The sequence below is a fragment of the Streptomyces sp. x-80 genome (genome assembly GCF_046549095.1).
Lineage (GTDB): Bacteria > Actinomycetota > Actinomycetes > Streptomycetales > Streptomycetaceae > Streptomyces > Streptomyces celluloflavus.
Window position 1 is genome coordinate 92277 of sequence record NZ_JAJPWM010000024.1, and the last position, 20561, is coordinate 112837.

A 20561-nucleotide genomic window follows, 5' to 3' on the forward strand; every position below is an offset into this window, starting at 1 on the left:
GTGGAGCCGACCCTTTCCGAAGAAATGGTGTCAGATCATCGGCAGAGCATGGACCGAGCCCCATCCCGTACCCCGGCCGCGGCTGCACTCTACCGGCCGGGGAACGTGAAGGTCAGTGGTCTGTCGCGGTGGGGGACGCGGCGGTGACGAGTTCGGTCAGCACACCGTGGCAGTCCTTGGGGTGCAGGAAGGTGATCCGGGACCCCATACTGCCGGTCCGGGGCTCGTCGTACAGCACCCGGACGCCCTTGTCGCGGACGGCCTGCGCGTCGCCGTCCACGTCCGCGGTGCCGAAGGCGATGTGATGCACACCCTCGCCGTTCTTGGCCAGCCACTTGCCCACCGCCGAGTCCTCGCGGGTGGGCTCCAGAAGCTGGAGATAGGAGGCGCCGCCGTCCGATGTTTCGTTGATCTTGAGCATCGCCTCCCGGACGCCCTGCTCTTCGTTGATCTCGGAATGACACACCTCGAAGCCGTACGTGGCACGGTAGAAGTCGACGGTCTTGTCGAGGTCGAAACAGGCGATCCCGATGTGGTCGATTCGCGTCAGCATGGTTCCAGTGCACCGCTCGCACGGCTGGTTACGCAACGTGCGCGCGATCACACCCACTTCCCGGTGACCCGGCGGGTACCGCTCAGTACATTGACGGGAACCCTCGTTAACTTCCCTGCAAAGGAAGGCCGCACCGCATGTCTGCAACGAACGGCACGAACGGCACCACTTCAGTGATCGTGGCGGGAGCGCGCACCCCCATGGGCCGTCTCCTGGGGTCCCTGCGGACCTTCTCGGGCGCGGACCTGGGCGCGGTGGCCATCAGGGCGGCGCTGGACCGGGCGGGTATCGGCGGTGACCAGGTCCAGTACGTGATCATGGGACAGGTCCTTCAGGCCGGCGCCGGGCAGATCCCCGCCCGGCAGGCCGCGGTCAAGGCCGGCATCCCGATGAGCGTCCCGGCGCTGACCGTCAACAAGGTCTGCCTCTCCGGTCTCGACGCCATCGCGCTGGCCGACCAGCTGATCCGCGCCGGGGAGTTCGACGTGATCGTCGCGGGCGGCCAGGAGTCGATGACCAACGCGCCGCACCTGCTGCCCAAGTCCCGTGAGGGGTTCAAGTACGGGGCGGTGGAGATGCTCGACTCGATGGCGCACGACGGCCTCACCGACGCGTACGAGGGCATCGCGATGGGGGAGTCGACCGAGCGGCACAACGGCCGCCTCGGCATCGCCCGCGCCGAGCAGGACGAGGTGGCCGCACGCTCCCACCAGCGGGCCGCGGCGGCGCAGAAGAACGGGATCTTCGAGGCGGAGATCACCCCGGTCGAGATCCCGCAGCGCAAGGGCGAGCCGGTGATTTTCCGCCAGGACGAGGGGATCCGCGCGGAGACCACCACCGAGACGCTCGGCAAGCTGCGCCCGGCGTTCACCAAGGACGGCACGATCACCGCCGGCACCTCCTCGCAGATCTCCGACGGCGCGGCCGCCGTCGTCGTGATGAGCCGGGCCAGGGCCGAGGAGCTCGGCCTGGAGTGGATCGCCGAGATCGGTGCGCACGGCAATGTCGCGGGCCCGGACAACTCGCTCCAGTCGCAGCCCTCGCACGCGATCGAGCACGCGCTCGGCAAGGCGGGACTGAGCGTCGAGGATCTTGATCTGATCGAGATCAACGAGGCGTTCGCGGCGGTTGCCGTGCAGTCAATGAAGGACCTCGGGGTCTCGCCGGAAAAGGTGAACGTCAACGGCGGCGCCATCGCGCTGGGCCACCCGATCGGCATGTCCGGGGCCCGGCTCGTGCTGCACCTCGCGCTGGAGCTGCGGCGGCGCGGCGGCGGCGTGGGCGCGGCGGCCCTGTGCGGCGGCGGCGGACAGGGCGACGCGCTGATCATCCGCGTCCCGGGCAAGTGACGTCCCGGCCTTTCGCGTCGCGGATGAGCGGTCGCGGGCAGACAAGCGCGTACGAGTGGAGGAGCTGAGCCGATGGTGGACGTCCCGCAACTGGTGGAGCAGGCACGGCAGGGCCGGCCCCGGGCGGTGGCCCGGCTGATCTCCCTCGTGGAGGGGGCGGCGCCGGAGCTGCGCGAGGTGATGGCCGCGCTGGCGCCGCTCACCGGAAGCGCCTATGTGGTCGGGCTGACCGGCTCACCGGGTGTCGGGAAGTCCACCACCACCTCGGCGCTGGTGAGCGCGTACCGCAAGGCCGGCAAGCGGGTCGGGGTGCTCGCCGTCGACCCGTCCTCGCCGTTCTCCGGCGGCGCGCTGCTCGGTGACCGGGTGCGGATGACCGAGCACGCGTCGGACCCGGGCGTCTACATCCGCTCGATGGCCACCCGCGGACATCTGGGCGGTCTGGCCTGGGCCGCGCCGCAGGCGATCCGGGTGCTGGACGCGGCGGGCTGCGATGTGGTGCTGGTCGAGACGGTCGGGGTCGGCCAGTCCGAGGTGGAGATCGCCTCGCAGGCCGATACGAGCGTGGTGCTGCTGGCCCCGGGGATGGGGGACGGCATCCAGGCGGCCAAGGCCGGGATCCTGGAGATCGGCGATGTCTACGTCGTCAACAAGGCGGACCGGGACGGCGCGGACGCCACCGCGCGGGAGCTCAACCACATGCTGGGGCTGGGCGAGGCGCGGGCGCCGGGCGACTGGCGGCCGCCGATCGTCAAGACGGTCGCGGCGCGGGGCGAGGGCATCGACGAGGTGGTCGAGGCCCTGGAGAAGCACCGGGCCTGGATGGAGGAGCGGGGCGTCCTGCGGCAGCGGCGGCGGGCGCGCGCGGCGCGGGAGGTCGAGACGATCGCGGTGACGGCGCTGCGGGAGCGGATCGGCGACCTGAGCGGGGACCGGCGGCTGGACGCGCTGGCGGAGCGGATCGTGGACGGCGGGTCGGATCCGTACCGCGCCGCGGACGAGCTGGTGGAGGGGCTGACGAACGGCGGCTGAGGAGCGGGGCCCGACCGGGCCACCGGCCCCGGACGCGCCCGGCGGGGCCCTTGGCGGAGATCCTCGGCCAAGGGCCCGGCCGCGGCCCGGCGGGGCCCCGGCCGGACCGGCTGTCGCGTCAGAGGCTGCCGCGGCGCTCGCGCAGGTGCTCGGCCACCGGGGTGAGCGAGGCCCGCAGGGCGTTGAGGTCCTCGGGGGTGAACAGGTCGATGAAGTGCTTGCGCACCGACGCGACATGGTGCGGGGCGACCCGGCGCATGGTCTCCCAGCCCTCGTCGGTCAGCACGGCGTACAGCCCGCGGCGGTCCGACTCGCAGCTCTCGCGGCGGACCAGACCGGCGTTCTCCATGCGGGTGATCTGGTGCGAGAGCCGGCTCTTGGACTGGAGGGTGCCGGCCGCCAGATCGCTCATCCGCAGCCGGCGGTCCTCGGCCTCGGAGAGGTTGACCAGGATCTCGTAGTCGTTGTTCGTGAGGCCGAACGGCTGTAGGTCGCGCTCCAGTTGGTGCATCAGCAGCCTGCTGACGTCCAGATGAGTGCGCCAGGCACGCTGCTCCTGGTCGGTCAGCCAGGGGGTGTCGCTGTCGGTCGTCATGGATGAATTCTACCCGTGAAAGTTGAAAAATGAATTAATATGCCGTGATTGGCAGAAACCAACCGGCCGGGCGCCGGGGTGACGGTCAGGCGTTCGAAGTCACCGTCCGCAGACTACCGCTCACAGCCCGAAGCGGCGCTGGAGCCCCCCGAGGTTGCCGGGCAACTGCGGCGGTTGTGAGCCACTTTGCGGAGCTGGTACGCCCCCGCCCGGTACGCCCTCCGCGGTCACCGTCGCGCCGGTCGCCAGCTCCGGCATCAGCTGCTCGGTGGACTGGAGCAGAACCGTGCCGGCCCCGACGAACTCGAACTGGTGCTCCTCGCCGGAGGCCCCGCCGAGACCGGTGTGCGCCCGTACCTCGCCCAGGAATCCCCGCAGGTACCGGTGGTCGTAGTGGTGACAGGGGGACGGGCAGTCCGCCCAGCCGACGAGCGCCTGCGGATCGACCCGGATCGGCGGTTCGGCGAAGACCACCGGACCGTTCGAGGCGGCCACGAACTTGCCCGTGCCGATGAGGGTGAGGAAGCCCGGGATGATCGACTGCTTCAGCGACAGAGATGGCTGAAAGGCGAGCAGATTGCCGGAGCGAATCGTGAGGTTGCCCTCATCGAGGTCGTAGGAGTTCACGTCGAAGGCCCGGTCGGCGAGGAGCATCTTGCCCCGGCCCTCGGCGACGACCCAGTCCGCGGCGTGCAGTGGCGAATGGAAGCTGTGGGCGATCAGCCGGTCCAGGGGGCCGTGCCCGATGCCGTGGAAGTCGATCCGCCCGTAGTAGGCGATCATCTTTCCCTTTTGCAGGAACCACTGGCCGTCGAGCGCCACGCTGAAGGCGTACTCGTTGACGTTGTCATCGCTCGGCAGCGTGTGGATGTCGTGGACGACGGGACCGGTCACAGCTTCTCCTCCGACGCCTGTACGTAGACGGTGCCCTCGCCCGACAGCTCCAGCTGGAAGCCCTCGCCCGAGCCGCGGCCGACCATCTCGCGCCAGCCGAGCGCCGTGGACAGTTTGTTCTGGACATCCCCGCGGTGCGCGACATACGCCTGCGGGTCGACGTGCACCGTGCGCTGCGGCGTGATCGGCAGTTCGATGACGCCGCCGTGCGCCATCACCGCGGTCGAGCCGTGCCCCTGGAGCGTGGTGGTGAACAGGCCCTGCCCGGTGAACTGGCCGCGCACCATGCCCATCACCCCGCCCTGCGACCCCAGGAACATCGTGCCCTGCCGGAGCGAGCCGTCGAAGGCGAGCAGCCGGTCGGCCTCGACATAGAGGGTCTCGCCCGTCAGGTCGACGATGTGGATGTGATGGCCGCCGTGACCGAACATCACCGTGCCACTGCCTTCTACTGTCATCAGCGGGGTGGCCTCGCCGGCGATCCGGCGGCCGAGCATCGAGCCGATGCCGCCCTGGCCGCCCTGGATGTTCGGGGTGAAGGAGACCTCGCCACGGTAGGCGAGCATCGCGCCGCGCTGGCTGTACAGCCGCTCGCCCGGCCCGATCCGGGCCTCCACCATGCGGGAGTTGATCACCGTGAACGGCATCAGAGCTCACCGCCCAGGGTGTTGCGCTCGCTGGGCTGCACGTACACCAGGCCCTCGCCCTCGAAACGGATCTGGAACGCCTCGCCGGAGCCCTCACCCAGGAACGTGCCGAGATTCACCCCGGACTGGAAGTGCTGTTTGAGGTCGCCGGTGTGCGCGACGTACGCGCCCGGGTCGACCTGGAGCGGATACTCCCGGGTGACCCGCAGCACCACCGCGGGACCGTCGGAGGTGATCGCGGCCTGGCCGCGGCCCTCGACGGTGGTGGTGAACAGACCGTTGCCCTGCGCCGCGCCGCGCAGCCCGGTGAAGGTCGTGCCGGTGCGCAGCGCCGCGTCCGTGCACAGCAGATTGCTCGCCTCGACGTACAGCTTCTCGCCCCGCAACTCCACCAGATTGATCTCGCTCGCGCGGTCGGCGAAATAGCAGGTCCCCTTGCCCATCACCTCCATCACGGCCATCTGCTCACCCGTGAGGCGCCGGGTGACCAGACCGCGCAGCCCTTCGCCGCCGCCGGTCTTCTTCTTGAATGTCATCCGGCCGTCGTACGCGACCATCGCACCGTTCTTCGCCTTGACTGCGTCGCCCGCCATGTCGACGGCGAGCACCTTGCTTCCCTGGAGCCGAAACTGAGCCACGCCCCGACCGTAGTCGGCCGGGGCCCCGCGGGGCAGGCCCAGGGCCCCGGACCCCGCACGCGTTGATCGCCGGGACGGCTGTAACAATGGGGCGGAGTTTGTGAACTCTTGCACAAGCAATCCCCGGCACCAGCGGTCCGGCACCAGGAACGCTGCCTGCCCCTGCCACCCGAACGAGGTTCCCGTGGACATCAAGACCGCCGCCGCCCTGCACCGACTGCGCCTGGCATCCATTCCGGAGGCGCTCTCCTTCCCGGCGCTGCTGATATTCGGCACCGGTTTCCGTATCGCGCTCGACTACGACTCCCTGGTGATGCCGCTCGGCATGCTGCACGGCGTGCTGTTCGTGATCTACGTGCTGCTGCTGCTGGACGTGTGGAACCGCACCAAGTGGCCCGTCAAGCGGGTCGCCTTCTTCTTCCTGCTCGCGATCCTGCCCTTCGGCGGGCTGTACGGGGACAAGGTCCTCAAGCGCGAGGAAGAGGCCGGTGTGGCCGCCGCCCACGCGCGCGAGGAAGGCACGGTGGACGCATGATCGTCGCCTTTTCGGTGAGCCCGCTGGGCGTCGGCGAGGACGTCGGGGAGTACGTCGCCGACGCGGTCCGGGTGGTCCGCGAGTCGGGGCTGCCCCACCGCACGGACGCCATGTTCACCTCCATCGAGGGCGAGTGGGACGAGGTCATGGACGTCGTCAAGCGCGCGGTCGCCGCCGTCGAGGCGCGCTCCGGACGCGTCTCCCTGGTCCTCAAGGCCGACATCCGGCCCGGCGTCACGGACGGTCTGACCACCAAGGTCGAGACCGTGGAGTGCTATCTCGCCGCGGGCGGCCCGGCGGCCCCGGACCTGCCCTGACCCACCCCGCCGCCGGGGCGGCGCCCGGCGGCACGCGCTCGTCCGGCACCTGAGGTCCGTACCGGTGCCGGACCGGGGCGAATGACGATCACGGGCCTGGACGTGGCGCCGGCCGGAGCCGCCGAGCCGGCACCCCTTCGAGTGGTCATGCCGGCCGTGGGTGTGCCGGGGCGGTCCGCGTGGCGGCGGTGAGCGCCGCGGTGCGGCGGACGGCGGGCGGGCCGGTTCCGGGAGGGCGCGTACGAGCCCGGTGCCGAGGCCGGTGGCGGGCGCGGAGGCGGGGGCGGGCACCGGCGCGGAGGCGGGTGCCGTGGGGCGGAGCCGGTTTGTGTGCCCGGAGTCCGAGACGGGGCTGACCACCATATGACCGGCGGGTAGGGTCGGGTCCGTGCCGAAGCCGCTCAGTCTTGCTTTCGATCCCATCGCCCGCGCCGACGAGCTGTGGCAGCAGCGATGGGGCGCCGTGCCGTCGATGGCCGCGATCACCTCGATCATGCGCGCCCAGCAGATCCTGCTGGCCGAGGTGGACGCCGTGGTCAAGCCGTACGGGCTGACGTTCGCGCGCTACGAGGCGCTGGTGCTGCTGACCTTCTCCAAGGCCGGTGAGCTGCCGATGTCCAAGATCGGTGAGCGGTTGATGGTGCATCCGACGTCGGTGACGAACACCGTCGACCGGCTGGTGAAGTCCGGTCTGGTGGCCAAGCGGCCGAACCCGAACGACGGGCGCGGCACGCTCGCGTCCATCACGGACAAGGGGCGCGAGGTGTGTGACGCGGCCACCCGGGACCTGATGGCGATGGACTTCGGGCTCGGGGCGTACGACGCCGAGGAGTGCGGGGAGGTCTTCGCGCTGCTGCGGCCGTTGCGGGTGGCGGCGGGGGACTTCACGGAGGACGTCACGGAGTCCGCCGCCAGAGGCTGATCGGGTCAACCGCGGTCCCCGGGCGATGGGGGCGGCGAAGATCGGGCCGGAACGGGCGGTTACGCTCGATGGCATGAAGAAGAGCGTCCTGACCCGTTACCGGGTGATGGCCTACATCACCGCCGTGATGCTGCTGGTGCTGTGCTTGTGCATGGTTTTCAAGTACGGCTTTGGGATGGGCAAGGACCTCACCCTGGTCGTGTCCCAGATCCACGGTGTGCTGTTCATCATCTATCTCGTCTTCGCCTTCGACCTGGGCTCCAAGGCGAAGTGGAAGTTCGGCAAGCTGCTGTGGGTGCTGGTCGCGGGGACGATCCCCACGGCGGCGTTCTTCGTCGAGCGGAACGTCCGGCGGGAGATCGAGCCGCGGGTCACGGAGGGGACGCCGCAGCCGGTCAAGGTCTGAGCGGCCCCGGTTCTCTTACGCGCCCTGCCGGTGGTGGGGCGCGTTTTTCGTTGCCGGGGGCTGGGGCTGGGGCTGGGGCTGGGGCTCTGGGGGCCCGGGGTTTCCGTACCGCGGCGGGGGCCGGAGCGGCTGGGGGCCGCTCGGGGGGCCTCCGGGCGAAGACTCCTGTCGGTGGCCATCGACATTTACTAGGACGTCCTAGTAAATTCGAGGGTATGGACGCTGACGCGATCGAAGAGGGCCGCCGCCGCTGGCAGGCCCGGTACGACTCCGCCCGGAAGCGCGATGCGGACTTCAGCACGCTCTCGGGCGACACCGTGGAGCCGGTGTACGGGCCCCGGCCCGGTGACACGGTGGACGGGTTCGAGCGGATCGGGTGGCCGGGGGAGTACCCCTTCACGCGTGGTCTGTATCCGACCGGCTACCGGGGGCGGACCTGGACCATCCGGCAGTTCGCCGGGTTCGGCAACGCCGAGCAGACCAATGAGCGGTACAAGACGATCCTGGCCAACGGTGGCGGCGGACTGTCCGTCGCCTTCGACATGCCGACGCTGATGGGGCGGGACTCCGACGACCCGCGCGCGCTCGGCGAGGTCGGCCACTGCGGTGTCGCCATCGACTCCGCGGCGGACATGGAGGTGCTGTTCCAGGACATCCCGCTCGGGGACGTCACGACCTCGATGACGATCAGCGGGCCGGCCGTGCCGGTGTTCTGCATGTATCTCGTCGCGGCCGAGCGGCAGGGCATCGATCCGGGCGTGCTCAACGGCACCCTCCAGACGGACATCTTCAAGGAGTACATCGCCCAGAAGGAGTGGCTCTTCCAGCCCGAGCCCCATCTGCGGCTGATCGGCGACCTCATGGAGCACTGCGCGGCGGGCATCCCCGCGTACAAGCCGCTCTCGGTCTCCGGCTATCACATCCGCGAGGCGGGGGCGACGGCCGCGCAGGAGCTGGCGTACACGCTCGCCGACGGTTTCGGGTACGTCGAGCTGGGGCTTTCCCGGGGGCTGGACGTCGACACCTTCGCACCGGGGCTGTCGTTCTTCTTCGACGCGCATCTCGATTTCTTCGAGGAGATCGCCAAGTTCCGGGCGGCGCGCAGGATCTGGGCCCGCTGGATGCGCGACGTGTACGGCGCGACGAGCGAGAAGGCGCAGTGGCTGCGGTTCCACACACAGACCGCCGGGGTGTCGCTGACCGCCCAGCAGCCGTACAACAACGTCGTCCGGACGGCCGTGGAGGCGCTGGCCGCGGTGCTCGGCGGTACCAACTCGCTGCACACCAACGCACTGGACGAGACGCTGGCGCTGCCCAGTGAGCAGGCGGCCGAGATCGCGCTGCGCACCCAGCAGGTGCTGATGGAGGAGACCGGGGTCGCCAATGTCGCGGACCCGCTGGGCGGTTCGTGGTTCATCGAGTCGCTGACCGACCGCATCGAGGCGGACGCGGAGAAGATCTTCGACCAGATCAAGGAGCGCGGCGCGCGGGCCGTGCCCAGCGGGCAGCACCCGATCGGGCCGGTCACCTCCGGGATCCTGCGGGGTATCGAGGACGGCTGGTTCACCGGCGAGATCGCCGAATCCGCCTTCCGCTACCAGCAGTCCCTGGAGAAGGGGGACAAGCGGGTGGTCGGCGTCAACTGCCACCACGGCTCGGTCACCGGCGATCTGGAGATCCTGCGGGTCAGTCACGAGGTGGAGCGCGAGCAGGTACGAGTGCTGGCGGCGCGCAAGGCGGCCCGGGACGATGCCCGGGTGCAGGCTTCGCTCAAGGCGATGCTGGCGGCCGCGCGGGACGGCGGGAACATGATCGAGCCGATGCTGGCGGCGGTCCGGGCCGAGGCGACGCTCGGCGAGATCTGCGGAGTGCTGCGGGACGAGTGGGGCGTCTACACCGAGCCGGCCGGATTCTGAGGGAGCGGCCGCGCCGCAGGGCGCGGCCGCTCACCCCTTGAGCGCGGCTCCGAGGACGGGGCTGACGACGAAGAGCCCGAAGACGGCCGCCGCCGCGAGGACGAGCACGATGACGCGGGTCGCGGTGCCCTTGGTCGCGCGCCACGCCGCTCCCACGGCCTGCCAGGACCCGTCGGTTTTCCAGAGCACACCCGTGAGCAGGAAGAAGAGCGCGATGTCGGCGATGAGGAGGCCGGTGAAGGCGCCCAGGAATTTGGGAATGGCCGACCAGGAACCGCGCATGAGATAACCCCCGCCGGGAGTGCTCTCGTCCTTCTGGGCCGGGAGCACGACCTCCTCGGGGAAGCGCTTCTCCACGTCGTTTATCGCTGCCTTGCCGTCGACGAATTTCCCGTCGTCCGCGCGGAATGTCCCCGTGCAGTCGAAGGTGTGCGTGGAATGTGGGCCCCCGCCCTTTCTGCCGGTATTGGAAACCTTGTGCACGGAGCACTCGCCGACCGTGAACGATCCGTGTGTGCCGATGACGCCTGTCGCGGTCAGCCCCTTCGTGAAGAACACGACGCCGAAGAGCAGGGCAGCCGCGATGGTGAGCGAGGCGACGCACTGCCCCAGAAATGGCTTGATGGCGGCGGGAAGTGAAAACCGGGGCATTGAGGGAGATTCCCTTTCGTGTCGTCAAGGGGGGGCGACGAAGACCCCCGCAGAGTGTCGGATACCGTACGTCACAAGGTTTATCCGATCACCGGCAGTGGATATCAGGGGGGCTCCATGGCAGGCTCGGGGTACGACGTCGACCCGGCCGTTCTCAAGACGCAGGGTGGCGTTTTCGAGCAGATCGGCTCAGGATTCACCGCGGCCGCCCACCAGTTGGCCGACGCGATCGGTGGGGATCCCGGGGAGAACTGGGGCGACGACGACTTCGTCGGTACCTTCAACACCTTCTACGGGCCAGTGGCCGAGGGGATCTCCCACTCGATGCCGCACCTCGGCGAGGCGCTCTCCAAGATCGGCAGCAATCTCCAGGAGATGGGCACCCGGTACGAGTTCACCGAGCAGACCCAGGACGACACCATCACCGCGTACGCGGCGAACCGTCCCGATCTGACGATGTGACGCCGTCACAGATCCGTACGCCCGGCCAACGCACCGCCATCACACGCTTCTCGGGGGAGTGACCCAGCTTGTCCATCATGCTGCCGACGGAAGTCGACTGGATTCTCGATCTGCTGGGATTCAACTGGCCCAATGCCGACGAGGACAAGATGTGGGAGGCGGCGGAAGGCTGGAGCGCTTTCGCCACCTCCGTCCGGCAGTACCAGGCGGACGGTATCGCCGCCGCGAACGCCGTACGCGGCGCCAACTCCGGTGAGGCGATCGAGGCTTTCGACGAGGCGTGGAAGAAGTTCGCGGGCGGCGGTGACGGCTATCTCGACGAGGTCATCGAGGCCGCCGAGATCCTCTCCTTCGCGCTCGACGCGGTGGCCACGATCGTCCTGACGATGAAGATCGCGGTGATCGCCCAGCTCATCGCCCTGGCCATCGAGTTCGCCATCGCCCAGGCCGCCGCGCCGGTCACCCTGGGCGCCTCCGAGATCGGTGCGGCCGCGGCCACGCAGACGACCAGGATGATCGTCCGCCGGATCCTGAACGAGGCGAAGCAGAAGATCATCCATGCCATCACGGAGGCCATCGAGCAGAAGGCCGTGAAGAAGGTCCGCGAGATGCTGACGGACCTGATCAAGGACGTGGGCAAGGACATGGCCAAGGGGCTCGCGGGGAACCTCGTCGCGCAGGGGATCCAGACCCACTTCGGGGAGCGGAAGGGGGTCTCCGGCAGAGACGCGTTCGACGCGATGGCCAAGCCCGCCGTCGACAAGGCCGAAGGCATCGCCAAGGTCGGCACCGGCACCGCTCAGATGGCCCACGGGGTCGACGCGATCGCGCACGGCGATCTCTCGGAGGGCGCCGACCAGATCTGGGCGGGGCGCAAGGAACAGTCCGAAGGCTTCATCAACGTCGCCGGCGTCGTCACGAAGGACAGGCCGTCCGCGGGTGAGGGCGGCGGGCCGGCGCCCGCGCCCCGGGCCCCCGCTCCCACGCCGCCGCCCGAGCCCACCACCCGCAGCGGCCGGGACGAGGCCGATCGCGTCCGCGACGCCTTCGGCTGAGACCGGCCGACGACGGCTGGTTCCGGTATCCGTGAAGAGGAGTTCCGTCCCGATGAACAACAGGCACGACAGGCACAGCGGGCACGACACCACCGCTCCGGGAGAGCGCGAGTACCCCATCGAGGAGCAGGACCTGTCGGAGGAGCAGAACGAGCACCTCACCACGTCCCTCCGTGCCGTGCGGAACAACGCGGCCGCCCCGCCCGCCCTCCAGGACCTCGCCCGCAAGATGCTCGGTGGCCGGCTGGCGATCAAGGACGTCCTCGACGACCCGGCCGGTCACCGCGCGCTCACCGAAGGTCTCGCCGGTCTCGGCGACCAGTGGCGGTCGATGTCGCCGCAGGACCGCCAGGCGGTCCGGACGGCCGTCGCCGAGGGCGCGGACGAGCGGGTGGCCGGCCGCGGTTGATACCGCGACCGCAGGCGGCGTGCCGGGCCATGGTGCCGGTCGCCGGGCCGGCGGAGACACGGGGGAGCGGACGCCCCCGATCCCCTGGATGAAGATCCCCTGGATGAAGATCCACTGGATGAACAAGTCCGATGTCCTTGGCGGGCAACGGTGAGTGAGCACTTGATCGGGGCGTCGACGGTCACGGTGTGGCAGATGGCGGTGGACATGGCCCCGGTTCCGGGACCGATGCGGTCCTCCATAGGGGTGGAAGGCCGTTCGAGCGGGCATGGCGGGGCCGACGGTATGCGCATAAATGGGGCATGACACCTCGCGCACCCGCGTTCGCGCTCGTCGGGGCCGCGGCCCTGGCCGTCCTCGTCCTCGCAGGCCCGGCGGTCCCCGCCGTCGCCGCGCCCGCCGCCACCTGTGGGCAGGCCGTGGCCCAGACCCGCAGCGATCTGGAGAGCGCCGGTGCCCCGAGCAGCCACACTGACTGGCAGGGCGTGCGCGACGACGCCCAGAGCTTCGTCGACAGCCACCCCTACGACGGCAGCGGCACCAGAAAACTCCGCGCCGACATCGACAGCCTGAACGCCAACTGCGCCGCGTAGCCCGCATACAGGCGCCCGGCGGCGCGACCGGTGCCGACCCCGGGCCGACAGCCCGCGGCCGAGCCGACTCCACCTCCTGCCGGGCCCACCGGCACGCTGCCGGGGCACGCAGGAAACCGCCGGCGGGTGCCGGGTGGAGACGCACGCCCCGGCAGCACCGCGCCCGACTCGGCCGCCGAGCGACGGGTGGCCGGAGCACGTTGGCGCGACCCGGCTGCCCGGTCACAGGGGCGGTCGAGGTCCGGGGCGCCTGCGACGGGGCGAGCGGGATCAGGCTCGCCGGCGACGCCGTGCAAAGGCGGCGGCGAGCGCCATGGCCAAGGTGGTGTTGGCGGCGGTCCAGAACACGAGCCTGGCGTTCTGGCCATTGACCGTCCGCAACTCCCCGTCTGTGTGGCGGCAGAACGAGTCGGGCGGGAAATACCGCGAGACAGGAGTGCTGCGCGTGCCGTAGCAGGGCGACGTATCGGGAAACAGGCCCGGCTGCGCGCGCTGCGAGAGGGCGCCGCCGACGAACACTGTCAGCCAACCGGCCAGCAGGAACACGATCAGCATCCAGCTGGGGACCCTCGCTCGCTGCCCCAGCCGCCAGACCAGGCAGGTTGGCATGACGAAAACGACAGACGCGGCGAACAGCAGGATCAGAGCCTTCATGATCCTCCGACCATAGTGATCGATGATCCGCCGGACGGGCCCTAACCCCGTTCCGGGTGCGCATCACGCGCACGAGGCGCGTGTTCCGGGAGGAGCTGGGCAGGGGCCGCGGGGCGGGCGGTCGGCGGCAGGCCCGCGGTTCTGCCGCCGGGCGGCCGGCCCCGGTGGGACCGGGGGGCGGGGTCGGACGCCGGGTGGCGGTAGGGGGTCGCGCGGGCGCGGGAGCGGTAGACGATGTAGGGGCGGGTCAGGTAGCCGAGTGGTGCGGTGAAGGCGTGTACCAGGCGGCTGAAGGGCCAGAGGGCGAACAGTGCCATCGCCAGGAGCGCGTGCAGCTGGTAGGTGACGGGGGCCTGGGCCATGAGCGTCACCTGGGGGTCGAGGGTGAACAGGCTGCGGAACCAGACGGAGACGCCCGTGCGGTAGTCGTAGGCGCCGGGCACCGCGCCGCCGGCGGTGACGGTGAGGCCGGCGAGCAGGACGGCGGCCAGCAGCGGGTAGACGGCGCGGTCGCTGCGGCTGGTCGCCCGGCGTACGGCCGGTACCCGTAGCCGGCGCCAGAGCAGGACGGCCAGCCCGGTGACGGCGGCGAGGCCCGCGGCGCCGCCGGCCAGCAGCGCGTTGGTGTGGTAGAAGCTCTCGCCGATGTGCAGGTGGTCGGTCCATGACTCGGGGACGAGCAGGCCGATGACATGGCCGGCGAAGACGAGGACCAGCCCGTAGTGGAAGAGCGGGCCGCCGATGCCGAGCAGCCGGCTCTCGTGCAGCTGGCTGGAGCGGGTGGTGAAGCCGAAGCGGTCGTAGTGGTAGCGCCAGAGGCTGCCGGCGACCAGGACGGTGAGGACGACGTAGGGCAGGACGCCCCACAGGGCGATGCGCAGATGTGTCAACGACGGGTTCCTTCCTGGTGCGGGCCGTCCCGGTCGGGGAAGGGGTCGAGCCCGACGCTCTCGGCGGGCGGCCCGTGGCGGGCGAGCTGGAGCGCGGCCGCCCGGTCGGCGGGCGCCGGTCCGGGCAGCGTCCGGCGGACGGCGCCCAGCACGTCGGCGTACGGGCTGTGGTAAGCGGTGAGCGCGTGGCCGAGGAGTTCGAGTGCGGGGCGGTGGGCGGTCAGCAGCTCCTCGCCGGGCCGGGGGCAGCGGGCGGCGAACTCCAGGACGGCGGGGAGGAAGTCGGGGAGTTCGGCCGCGGCCAGCTCCCAGCCGTGGGCGCGGTAGAGGGCCTTGAGCCGGGCCAGGGAGGCGCCGCGGCGGCGGGTGTCGCCGTCGGTGTAGTAGGTCAGGTGCAGGGTGCGGCGGCGGCTGCGGTCGAAGGTGCGGACGTAGCGGGCCGCGAGGTCGAGCGGCGGCACCCCGTCCACGGCCGCGCAGAACCGCGTCAGCAACTCCGTCTCCGGGCCCGGGAGTTCGCCCAGGTCCGTGCGGACGGTGCGCAGCAGACCGGGCCAGCTGTCGTCGGGGTAGCTCAGCAGCAGGGCCGCCGCCTGGTGAACGGCCGGGCGGTTCACCGGTGTTCCCCCCGTCGGGGGAAGAGCCCGGCGGGCCGCGAGCGGCCGTCCCAGTTCAGCAGGTTGACGCGGCCGCGCAGCCCGCCACTCGCGGCCGGCTCGGGGGCGGTGGGCGGGGCGTGGAAGTCCGCCATGCCGGGCAGGCCACTCTCCATCATGCCGGGGCCGCCGTCGCCGTCCAGGCTGCACCCGCCGTCCGCCCCGTCCTCGGGCACGCTGCCGGTGTAGCTCGTCGGGATCACATACCGCTCCTCGTACTTGGCGATCGCGAGCAGCCGGTACATCTCCTCGATGCCGTCGGCGTCCATTCCGACGCTCCGGGCGATGGCCGGATCGCGCGGCTCGTCGAGGTTGATGCGGCGCATATGGGCGCGCATCGCGGCGAGCCGGCACAGGGCGGCCTCCACGGGGCCGGTGTCACCGGCGGTGAAGAGCCCGGCGAGGTACTCCAGCGGAATGCGCAGGGTGTCGATGGCCCCGAAGAGACCGGCGGGGTCCTCGCCGTCGTGCCCGGTACCGGTCAGCGCGTCCACGATCGGGGAGAGCGGCGGGACGTACCAGACCATCGGCATGGTGCGGTACTCCGGGTGCAGCGGCAGCGCCACCCGGTAGCGGGTGATCAGGGCGCGCACCGGGGAGCGGCGGGCGGCGGTGAGCCAGTCGTGCGGGATGCCCGACCGCTCGGCCGCCTCGGCCACCTCGGGGTCGTCCGGGTCGAGGAAGCAGCCGAGCTGTGCCTCGTAGAGGTCCTGTTCATCGGGGACGGCGGCGGCTTCGCCGACCTTGTCCGGGTCGTAGAGCATCACGCCGAGGTAGCGCAGCCGCCCCACGCAGGTCTCCGAGCAGACGGTGGGCTCGCCCGCCTCGATGCGGGGGTAGCACAGGGTGCACTTCTCGGCCTTGCCGCTCTCATGGTTGAAGTAGACCTTCTTGTACGGGCAGCCCGAGACGCACATCCGCCAGCCCCGGCACCGGTCCTGGTCGACCAGGACGATGCCGTCCTCGATGCGCTTGTACAGCGCGCCGGAGGGGCAGACGGCCACGCACGACGGGTTGAGGCAGTGCTCGCAGATCCGCGGCAGATAGAACATGAACGCCTGCTCGTACTCCAGCCGTACGCGTTCGTTCATCCGGCGCAGGACGGGGTCCTCGGCGATGTGGCCGGGGCCGCCGCCGAGGTCGTCGTCCCAGTTGGGGCCCCAGGTGACCGCCGTGGGGCGGCCGTCGATCAGCGAGCGGGGCCGGGCGGTGGGCACATCGTCGCCGAGCGGGGCCGAGGTGAGGTTCTCGTAGTCGTAGGTCCAGGGCTGGTAGTAGTCGTCCAGCGAGGGGAGTTCGGGGTTGGCGAAGATCCGGGCGAGGCGGCGGGCGCGGCCGCCGGTGCGCGGTACGAGGCGGCCGCCCTTGAGCCGCCAGCCGCCCCGCCACCGGTCCTGGTCCTCGTGGCCGCGGGGGTAGCCCTGGCCGGGGCGGGTCTCGACGTTGTTGAACCAGACGTACTCGGTGCCGGTCCGGTTGGTCCAGGTCTGCTTGCAGGTGACCGAGCAGGTGTGGCAGCCGATGCACTTGTCGAGGTTCATGACCATGGCCACTTGAGCCATCACCCTCATGTCAGTACTCCATGGTGCTAGTAGGACACGGTCTGGGAGCGGCGGCGGATGACGGTGACGGCGTCACGCTGGTTGCCGGTCGGGCCGTAGTAGTTGGGGGCGAACGACAACTGGCCGTAGCCGCCGATGAGATGGGTGGGTTTGATCAGGAGTTTGGTCAGCGCGTTGTGGACGCCGCCGCGCCGGCCGGTCGCCTGTGACCTGGGCACGTTCACCAGCCGTTCCTGTACGTGGTACATGAACACGGTGCCGGCCGGCATGCGGTGCGAGACGACGGCGCGGGCGACGACCACGCCGTTGGCGTTGACCGCCTCGATCCAGTCGTTGTCCGCGGCTCCGATGGCCCCGGCGTCCGCCACGCTCATCCAGATGACCGGCCCGCCGCGGGCCAGGGTCTGCATGAGCAGGTTCTCCTGGTACTCGGAGTGGATGGACCACTTCGAGTGCGGGGTGACGTACCGGACGGTCACCGTGCGCTCGCCGTCCGGGCCGCCGGTGGTCCCGGGGCCGCTCTCGCCGAGCGCGGCGAGGTCCAGCGGCGGCCGGTAGACGGGCAGTTGCTCGCCCAGTTCGGCCATCCAGTCGTGGTCGAGGTAGAAGTGCTGGCGGCCGGTGAGGGTGTGCCAGGGCTTGCCGTGCTCGGTGTTGACGGTGAACGGCGAGTAGCGGCGGTCGGTGGCCTCCTTGCCGGACCACTCGAAGCTGGTGGAGACCTGGACGGGCCGCTCCTGGGTGTCGGAGAAGAGCACCCGCCGCTCGGCCACCGACTCGCCCAGCGCCGCCAGGCCGCTGCCGGGACCGCACCGTTCGGCGAGGCGGGCGAACCCCTCGGCGGCGATCCGCCCGTTGGTGGTGCCGGACAGCGCGAGGATCGCCTCGCAGAACTTCACGTCCGTGTCCAGCAGCGGCCGCCCGGCGGCCGCGCCGCGGGCGGCGGTGCCGCAGCGGGCCGCCAGCCAGCGGCTCTCCGCCACGGGGTGGACGGTGAGCCCCTTGACGGTCATACCGTCGCGCTCCGCCAGCGGTCCCAGGGCAGCGAGCTTGCCGGCGATGGCCGTGTAGTCGCGCTCCACCACCGTGCGCGGGGGCAGGTTGCCGCCCGGTACGGCGGGGGCGCCGGTGCGCCAGTCGGGGACGGTGCCGCCGGGCTGCGCCGTCTCGCCGGGGGTGTCGTGCTGGAGGGCGGTGGCCACCAGGTCGTACGCCACGTCGAGGCGTCCCTCGGCCAGTTCGCCGAGCCGGGCGGCCAGGCCGTGGAAGATCTCGAAGTCGGTGCGGGCCTGCCAGGGCGGGTCGATCGCCGGGGTGAAGGCGTGGACGTAGGGGTGCATGTCCGTACTGGAGAGATCGTGCTTCTCGTACCAGGTGGCGGCCGGCAGGACGAGGTCGGCGAAGAGCGTCGTGGACGTCATCCGGAAGTCGAGGGCGAGCAGCAGGTCGAGCTTGCCACGCGGCGCCTCCTCGTGCCAGGTCAGCTCGCCCGGCCGGTCGGCGGGCGGCGCCTCCGCCGCGCTCGCGTTGTCCTGGGCGCCGAGCAGATGCCGCAGGAAGTACTCGTTGCCCTTCGCGGAGGAGCCGATGAGGTTGGCGCGCCAGACGGTCAGCACCCGCGGCCAGTTGCCTGGCGCGTCCGGGTCCTCGCAGGCGAAGTCCAGCCGCCCGGCCGCCAGTTCGTCGGCGACCCAGGCGCCGGGTTCGCGGCCGGCCGCGCGGACCCGGGCGCCCAGGTCGAGCGGGTTGGCGGCGAACGTCGGGTAGGAGGGCAGCCAGCCCAGCCGGGCGGACTGGGCGACCAGGTCGGCGGTGTGCCGGCCGGTGAAGAGGCCGCGCCCGGTGGGTGCGGCCAGCACGTCCGCCCGGTAACTCTCGTAGCGCCACTGGTCGGTGTGCAGATACCAGTACGGGGTGCCGGCCATCTGCCGGGAGGGGCGCACCCAGTCGGCGGCCGTCGCCAGCTGCTGCCAGCCGGCGTACGGGCGGACCTTCTCCTGGCCGACGTAGTGCGCCCAGCCGCCGCCGTTGACGCCCTGGCAGCCGGTCAGCAGGAGCAGCGTCAGAAAGGCCCGGTAGATGGTGTCGGAGTGGAACCAGTGGTTGGTGCCCGCCCCCATCACGATCATGGACCGGCCGCGGGTCTGCTCCGCGTTCCGGGCGAACTCCCGCGCGATCCGGATCACCTGGGCGGCCGGTACGGAGGTGATCTCCTCCTGCCAGGCCGGGGTGCACGGCCAGGTGGCGTCGTCGTACCCGGTCGGCCAGTCGCCGGTGAGCCCCTCGCGGTGCACGCCGTAGGTGGTGAGCAGCAGATCGAAGACGGTGGTCACCAGGCGGCCGCCGATCTCGCGGACCGGCACCGTACGGCGGACCGTGCCCCCGGGCCGGTCGAAGCGGGGCAGGACCACCTCCGCGGTGGCGCCGCCCCCGGCCCCGTGGAAGGTGAGTTCGGGCACGAGGTCGCCGAGGTCCAGGTTCCAGCGGCCCTTGCCGCGCTCGGACCAGCGCTCGCCCAGCGTCCCGGGGGGAACGGCCGGCCGGCCCGTGGCGGCGTCGAACACCATCGGACGCCAGCGGTCCGCCTCCTCGCCCGCGCCGGCGCTCCCGGCCGGGCCCGGATCCGCGGCGGTGACGAACTTCCCCGGCGTGTGAGCGCCGTCCGCCCGCTCGTCGAGCGCGACCAGGAACGGCAGATCGGTGAAGCGCCGGACGTAGTCGGTGAAGTAGGGCACCTGCCGGCGGACGAAGAACTCGGTGAGGACGACGTGCCCCATCGCCATCGCCAGGGCGCCGTCGGTCCCCGGGTGCGGGTGCAGCCACTGGTCGGCGAACTTCGTGGCGTCCGCGTAGTCGGGGGAGACCACCACCACCTTCTGCCCCCGGTAGCGGGCCTCGGCCATCCAGTGCGCGTCCGGCGTCCGGGTCACCGGCACGTTGGAGCCCCACAGCATCAGATACGCCGCGTCCCACCAGTCGCCGGACTCGGGCACATCGGTCTGATCGCCGAAGACCTGCGGAGAGGCGATCGGCAGGTCCGCGTACCAGTCGTAGAAGGAGAGCATCGGCGCGCCGATGAGGGACATGAAGCGGGCGCCGACCGCCTGCGAGGCCATCGACATGGCGGGGATCGGCGAGAAGCCCGCGATCCGGTCCGGTCCGTACTCCTGGAGGGTGTGCACATGCGCGGCGGCGGCGATCTCCAGCGCCTCCGGCCAGCCGATCCGCACCAGTCCGCCCTTGCCGCGCGCGGACTGGTAGCGCCTACGCTTGACGGGATCGGTGGTGATCTCGGCCCAGGCCGCCACCGGGTCGCCCAGCCGCTGCCTGGCCTCGCGGTACATCTCGACGAGCACCCCGCGGGCATGGGGGTAGCGCACCCGGGTCGGCGAGTAGGTGTACCAGGAGAACGACGCCCCGCGCGGGCAGCCCCGCGGCTCGTACTCGGGGCGGTCGGGCCCCACGGACGGGTAGTCGGTCTGCTGCGTCTCCCAGGTGATCAGCCCGTCCTTGACGAACACCTTCCAGGAACACGACCCGGTGCAGTTCACCCCGTGGGTGGACCGGACGACCTTGTCGTGCGCCCAGCGTTCCCGGTACGGCGCGTCATTGACGCTCTGGTCGCCGCGGTAGACGGCGCGCAGGTCCGGTGTGGTCGTCGTGCGCCGCAGTATCCGGCCGGCTCTCAGGAGTCGCTCGGTGGCTGCGGCGGCGGCCCGTTCGGCTTCCCTGCGCGCTCTGCGATGCACCACGGCGGTCGGCTCTCTGTGAGGCGGAGTCCTGCGTCGCCCTCACTGTGGCCCCGCCGCGGGCCCCGCACGCCCG

At 71.0% G+C, this 20561-nt stretch carries 22 protein-coding genes; 11 read left to right on the plus strand and 11 right to left on the minus strand.

The features are described 5' to 3' along the window. Window positions 1-112: 112 nt before the first annotated feature. A complete protein-coding gene (mce, locus tag ACLJWH_RS35610; RefSeq protein WP_411145934.1) occupies window positions 113-553 on the minus strand; it encodes a methylmalonyl-CoA epimerase in 441 nt (146 codons plus the stop codon). 173 nt (window positions 554-726) lie between these two features. Between mce and ACLJWH_RS35615 the strand changes: the two genes are divergently transcribed. Both ACLJWH_RS35615 and meaB read left to right on the plus strand, forming a co-directional pair. Continuing rightward, a complete protein-coding gene (locus tag ACLJWH_RS35615; RefSeq protein ID WP_411145968.1) occupies window positions 727-1902 on the plus strand; it encodes an acetyl-CoA C-acetyltransferase in 1176 nt (391 codons plus the stop codon). Between the two features lie 72 nt (window positions 1903-1974). Beyond that, window positions 1975-2934 carry a methylmalonyl Co-A mutase-associated GTPase MeaB gene (meaB, locus tag ACLJWH_RS35620; protein ID WP_411145935.1) on the plus strand — a complete coding sequence of 320 codons (960 nt, stop codon included), beginning with the start codon at window positions 1975-1977 and terminating at the stop codon, window positions 2932-2934. Between the two features lie 118 nt (window positions 2935-3052). On the opposite strand, the gene ACLJWH_RS35625 is transcribed toward meaB, so the two are convergent. From ACLJWH_RS35625 to ACLJWH_RS35640, 4 genes are all read right to left on the minus strand, one after another. Continuing rightward, window positions 3053-3529, minus strand: a complete 477-nt coding sequence (locus ACLJWH_RS35625; protein ID WP_411145936.1) for a MarR family winged helix-turn-helix transcriptional regulator — start codon at window positions 3527-3529, stop codon at window positions 3053-3055. A gap of 120 nt (window positions 3530-3649) precedes the next feature. Further along, window positions 3650-4423 (minus strand): AIM24 family protein, encoded by a 774-nt coding sequence (locus tag ACLJWH_RS35630; protein WP_411145937.1) that lies wholly within the window; start codon window positions 4421-4423, stop codon window positions 3650-3652. After that, window positions 4420-5070 (minus strand): AIM24 family protein, encoded by a 651-nt coding sequence (locus tag ACLJWH_RS35635; RefSeq protein WP_411145938.1) that lies wholly within the window; start codon window positions 5068-5070, stop codon window positions 4420-4422. Before ACLJWH_RS35635 ends, ACLJWH_RS35630 begins: the two co-directional genes overlap by 4 nt. Further along, window positions 5070-5708, minus strand: a complete 639-nt coding sequence (locus ACLJWH_RS35640) for an AIM24 family protein (RefSeq protein WP_411145939.1) — start codon at window positions 5706-5708, stop codon at window positions 5070-5072. Before ACLJWH_RS35640 ends, ACLJWH_RS35635 begins: the two co-directional genes overlap by 1 nt. Before the next feature lie 184 nt (window positions 5709-5892). Between ACLJWH_RS35640 and ACLJWH_RS35645 the strand changes: the two genes are divergently transcribed. The 5 genes from ACLJWH_RS35645 (at window position 5893) to ACLJWH_RS35665 (ending at window position 9804) form a co-directional block, all read left to right on the plus strand. Then, window positions 5893-6243, plus strand: coding sequence for a DUF3817 domain-containing protein (locus ACLJWH_RS35645; protein ID WP_411145940.1), 351 nt, complete (start codon window positions 5893-5895; stop codon window positions 6241-6243). Next, complete coding sequence (locus ACLJWH_RS35650) at window positions 6240-6560, plus strand: MTH1187 family thiamine-binding protein (protein WP_411145941.1); 321 nt, start codon at window positions 6240-6242, stop codon at window positions 6558-6560. Before ACLJWH_RS35645 ends, ACLJWH_RS35650 begins: the two co-directional genes overlap by 4 nt. A 388-nt stretch (window positions 6561-6948) precedes the next feature. Beyond that, window positions 6949-7482 carry a MarR family winged helix-turn-helix transcriptional regulator gene (locus tag ACLJWH_RS35655; RefSeq protein ID WP_411145942.1) on the plus strand — a complete coding sequence of 178 codons (534 nt, stop codon included), beginning with the start codon at window positions 6949-6951 and terminating at the stop codon, window positions 7480-7482. Window positions 7483-7555: 73 nt separating this feature from the next. Next, a complete protein-coding gene (locus ACLJWH_RS35660) occupies window positions 7556-7888 on the plus strand; it encodes a DUF3817 domain-containing protein (RefSeq protein WP_411145943.1) in 333 nt (110 codons plus the stop codon). 215 nt (window positions 7889-8103) lie between these two features. After that, the gene (locus ACLJWH_RS35665) at window positions 8104-9804 is read left to right on the plus strand and encodes a methylmalonyl-CoA mutase (RefSeq protein WP_411145944.1); all 1701 of its coding nucleotides are present in this window, start codon (window positions 8104-8106) and stop codon (window positions 9802-9804) included. Between the two features lie 30 nt (window positions 9805-9834). Here ACLJWH_RS35665 and ACLJWH_RS35670 read toward each other — a convergent pair whose 3' ends face one another. Then, window positions 9835-10455, minus strand: coding sequence for a hypothetical protein (locus tag ACLJWH_RS35670; RefSeq protein WP_411145945.1), 621 nt, complete (start codon window positions 10453-10455; stop codon window positions 9835-9837). 117 nt (window positions 10456-10572) lie between these two features. On the opposite strand from ACLJWH_RS35670, the gene ACLJWH_RS35675 reads away from it, so the two are divergent. The 4 genes from ACLJWH_RS35675 to ACLJWH_RS35690 all read left to right on the plus strand — a co-directional run bounded on the left by ACLJWH_RS35675 (window position 10573) and on the right by ACLJWH_RS35690 (window position 12974). Continuing rightward, on the plus strand, window positions 10573-10917 hold the full coding sequence (locus ACLJWH_RS35675; RefSeq protein WP_411145946.1) for a hypothetical protein: 345 nt from the start codon (window positions 10573-10575) through the stop codon (window positions 10915-10917). Between the two features lie 77 nt (window positions 10918-10994). Continuing rightward, entirely contained in the window at window positions 10995-11972 is a 978-nt protein-coding gene (locus ACLJWH_RS35680; protein ID WP_411145947.1) for a PE-PGRS family protein, read from the plus strand. Window positions 11973-12024: 52 nt separating this feature from the next. Further along, window positions 12025-12381, plus strand: a complete 357-nt coding sequence (locus ACLJWH_RS35685) for a hypothetical protein (RefSeq protein ID WP_411145948.1) — start codon at window positions 12025-12027, stop codon at window positions 12379-12381. Window positions 12382-12683: 302 nt separating this feature from the next. Beyond that, window positions 12684-12974 (plus strand): hypothetical protein, encoded by a 291-nt coding sequence (locus ACLJWH_RS35690; protein ID WP_411145949.1) that lies wholly within the window; start codon window positions 12684-12686, stop codon window positions 12972-12974. A gap of 270 nt (window positions 12975-13244) precedes the next feature. Here ACLJWH_RS35690 and ACLJWH_RS35695 read toward each other — a convergent pair whose 3' ends face one another. The 5 genes from ACLJWH_RS35695 to ACLJWH_RS35715 are packed head-to-tail and all read right to left on the minus strand — an operon-like array spanning window position 13245 to window position 20488. Then, window positions 13245-13628 carry a hypothetical protein gene (locus tag ACLJWH_RS35695; RefSeq protein WP_411145950.1) on the minus strand — a complete coding sequence of 128 codons (384 nt, stop codon included), beginning with the start codon at window positions 13626-13628 and terminating at the stop codon, window positions 13245-13247. Window positions 13629-13669: 41 nt separating this feature from the next. Continuing rightward, on the minus strand, window positions 13670-14518 hold the full coding sequence (gene narI / locus ACLJWH_RS35700; RefSeq protein WP_411145951.1) for a respiratory nitrate reductase subunit gamma: 849 nt from the start codon (window positions 14516-14518) through the stop codon (window positions 13670-13672). Further along, window positions 14515-15135, minus strand: a complete 621-nt coding sequence (gene narJ / locus ACLJWH_RS35705; RefSeq protein ID WP_411145952.1) for a nitrate reductase molybdenum cofactor assembly chaperone — start codon at window positions 15133-15135, stop codon at window positions 14515-14517. The genes narI and narJ overlap by 4 nt, the downstream gene beginning before the upstream one ends. Beyond that, window positions 15132-16745, minus strand: a complete 1614-nt coding sequence (gene narH / locus ACLJWH_RS35710) for a nitrate reductase subunit beta (protein ID WP_411145953.1) — start codon at window positions 16743-16745, stop codon at window positions 15132-15134. Before narH ends, narJ begins: the two co-directional genes overlap by 4 nt. Window positions 16746-16762: 17 nt before the next feature. Next, window positions 16763-20488 carry a nitrate reductase subunit alpha gene (locus tag ACLJWH_RS35715; RefSeq protein WP_411145954.1) on the minus strand — a complete coding sequence of 1242 codons (3726 nt, stop codon included), beginning with the start codon at window positions 20486-20488 and terminating at the stop codon, window positions 16763-16765. Window positions 20489-20561 lie beyond the last annotated feature (73 nt).

Coding starts and splice junctions, on each gene's coding strand:
- mce (WP_411145934.1), bottom strand. CDS start 553: ATGCTGACGCGAATCGACCACATCGGGATCGCCTGTTTCGACCTCGAC.
- meaB (WP_411145935.1), top strand. CDS start 1,975: ATGGTGGACGTCCCGCAACTGGTGGAGCAGGCACGGCAGGGCCGGCCC.
- ACLJWH_RS35625 (WP_411145936.1), bottom strand. CDS start 3,529: ATGACGACCGACAGCGACACCCCCTGGCTGACCGACCAGGAGCAGCGT.
- ACLJWH_RS35635 (WP_411145938.1), bottom strand. CDS start 5,070: ATGCCGTTCACGGTGATCAACTCCCGCATGGTGGAGGCCCGGATCGGG.
- ACLJWH_RS35650 (WP_411145941.1), top strand. CDS start 6,240: ATGATCGTCGCCTTTTCGGTGAGCCCGCTGGGCGTCGGCGAGGACGTC.
- ACLJWH_RS35660 (WP_411145943.1), top strand. CDS start 7,556: ATGAAGAAGAGCGTCCTGACCCGTTACCGGGTGATGGCCTACATCACC.
- ACLJWH_RS35665 (WP_411145944.1), top strand. CDS start 8,104: ATGGACGCTGACGCGATCGAAGAGGGCCGCCGCCGCTGGCAGGCCCGG.
- ACLJWH_RS35670 (WP_411145945.1), bottom strand. CDS start 10,455: ATGCCCCGGTTTTCACTTCCCGCCGCCATCAAGCCATTTCTGGGGCAG.
- ACLJWH_RS35675 (WP_411145946.1), top strand. CDS start 10,573: ATGGCAGGCTCGGGGTACGACGTCGACCCGGCCGTTCTCAAGACGCAG.
- ACLJWH_RS35680 (WP_411145947.1), top strand. CDS start 10,995: ATGCTGCCGACGGAAGTCGACTGGATTCTCGATCTGCTGGGATTCAAC.
- ACLJWH_RS35685 (WP_411145948.1), top strand. CDS start 12,025: ATGAACAACAGGCACGACAGGCACAGCGGGCACGACACCACCGCTCCG.
- ACLJWH_RS35690 (WP_411145949.1), top strand. CDS start 12,684: ATGACACCTCGCGCACCCGCGTTCGCGCTCGTCGGGGCCGCGGCCCTG.
- ACLJWH_RS35695 (WP_411145950.1), bottom strand. CDS start 13,628: ATGAAGGCTCTGATCCTGCTGTTCGCCGCGTCTGTCGTTTTCGTCATG.
- narH (WP_411145953.1), bottom strand. CDS start 16,745: ATGAGGGTGATGGCTCAAGTGGCCATGGTCATGAACCTCGACAAGTGC.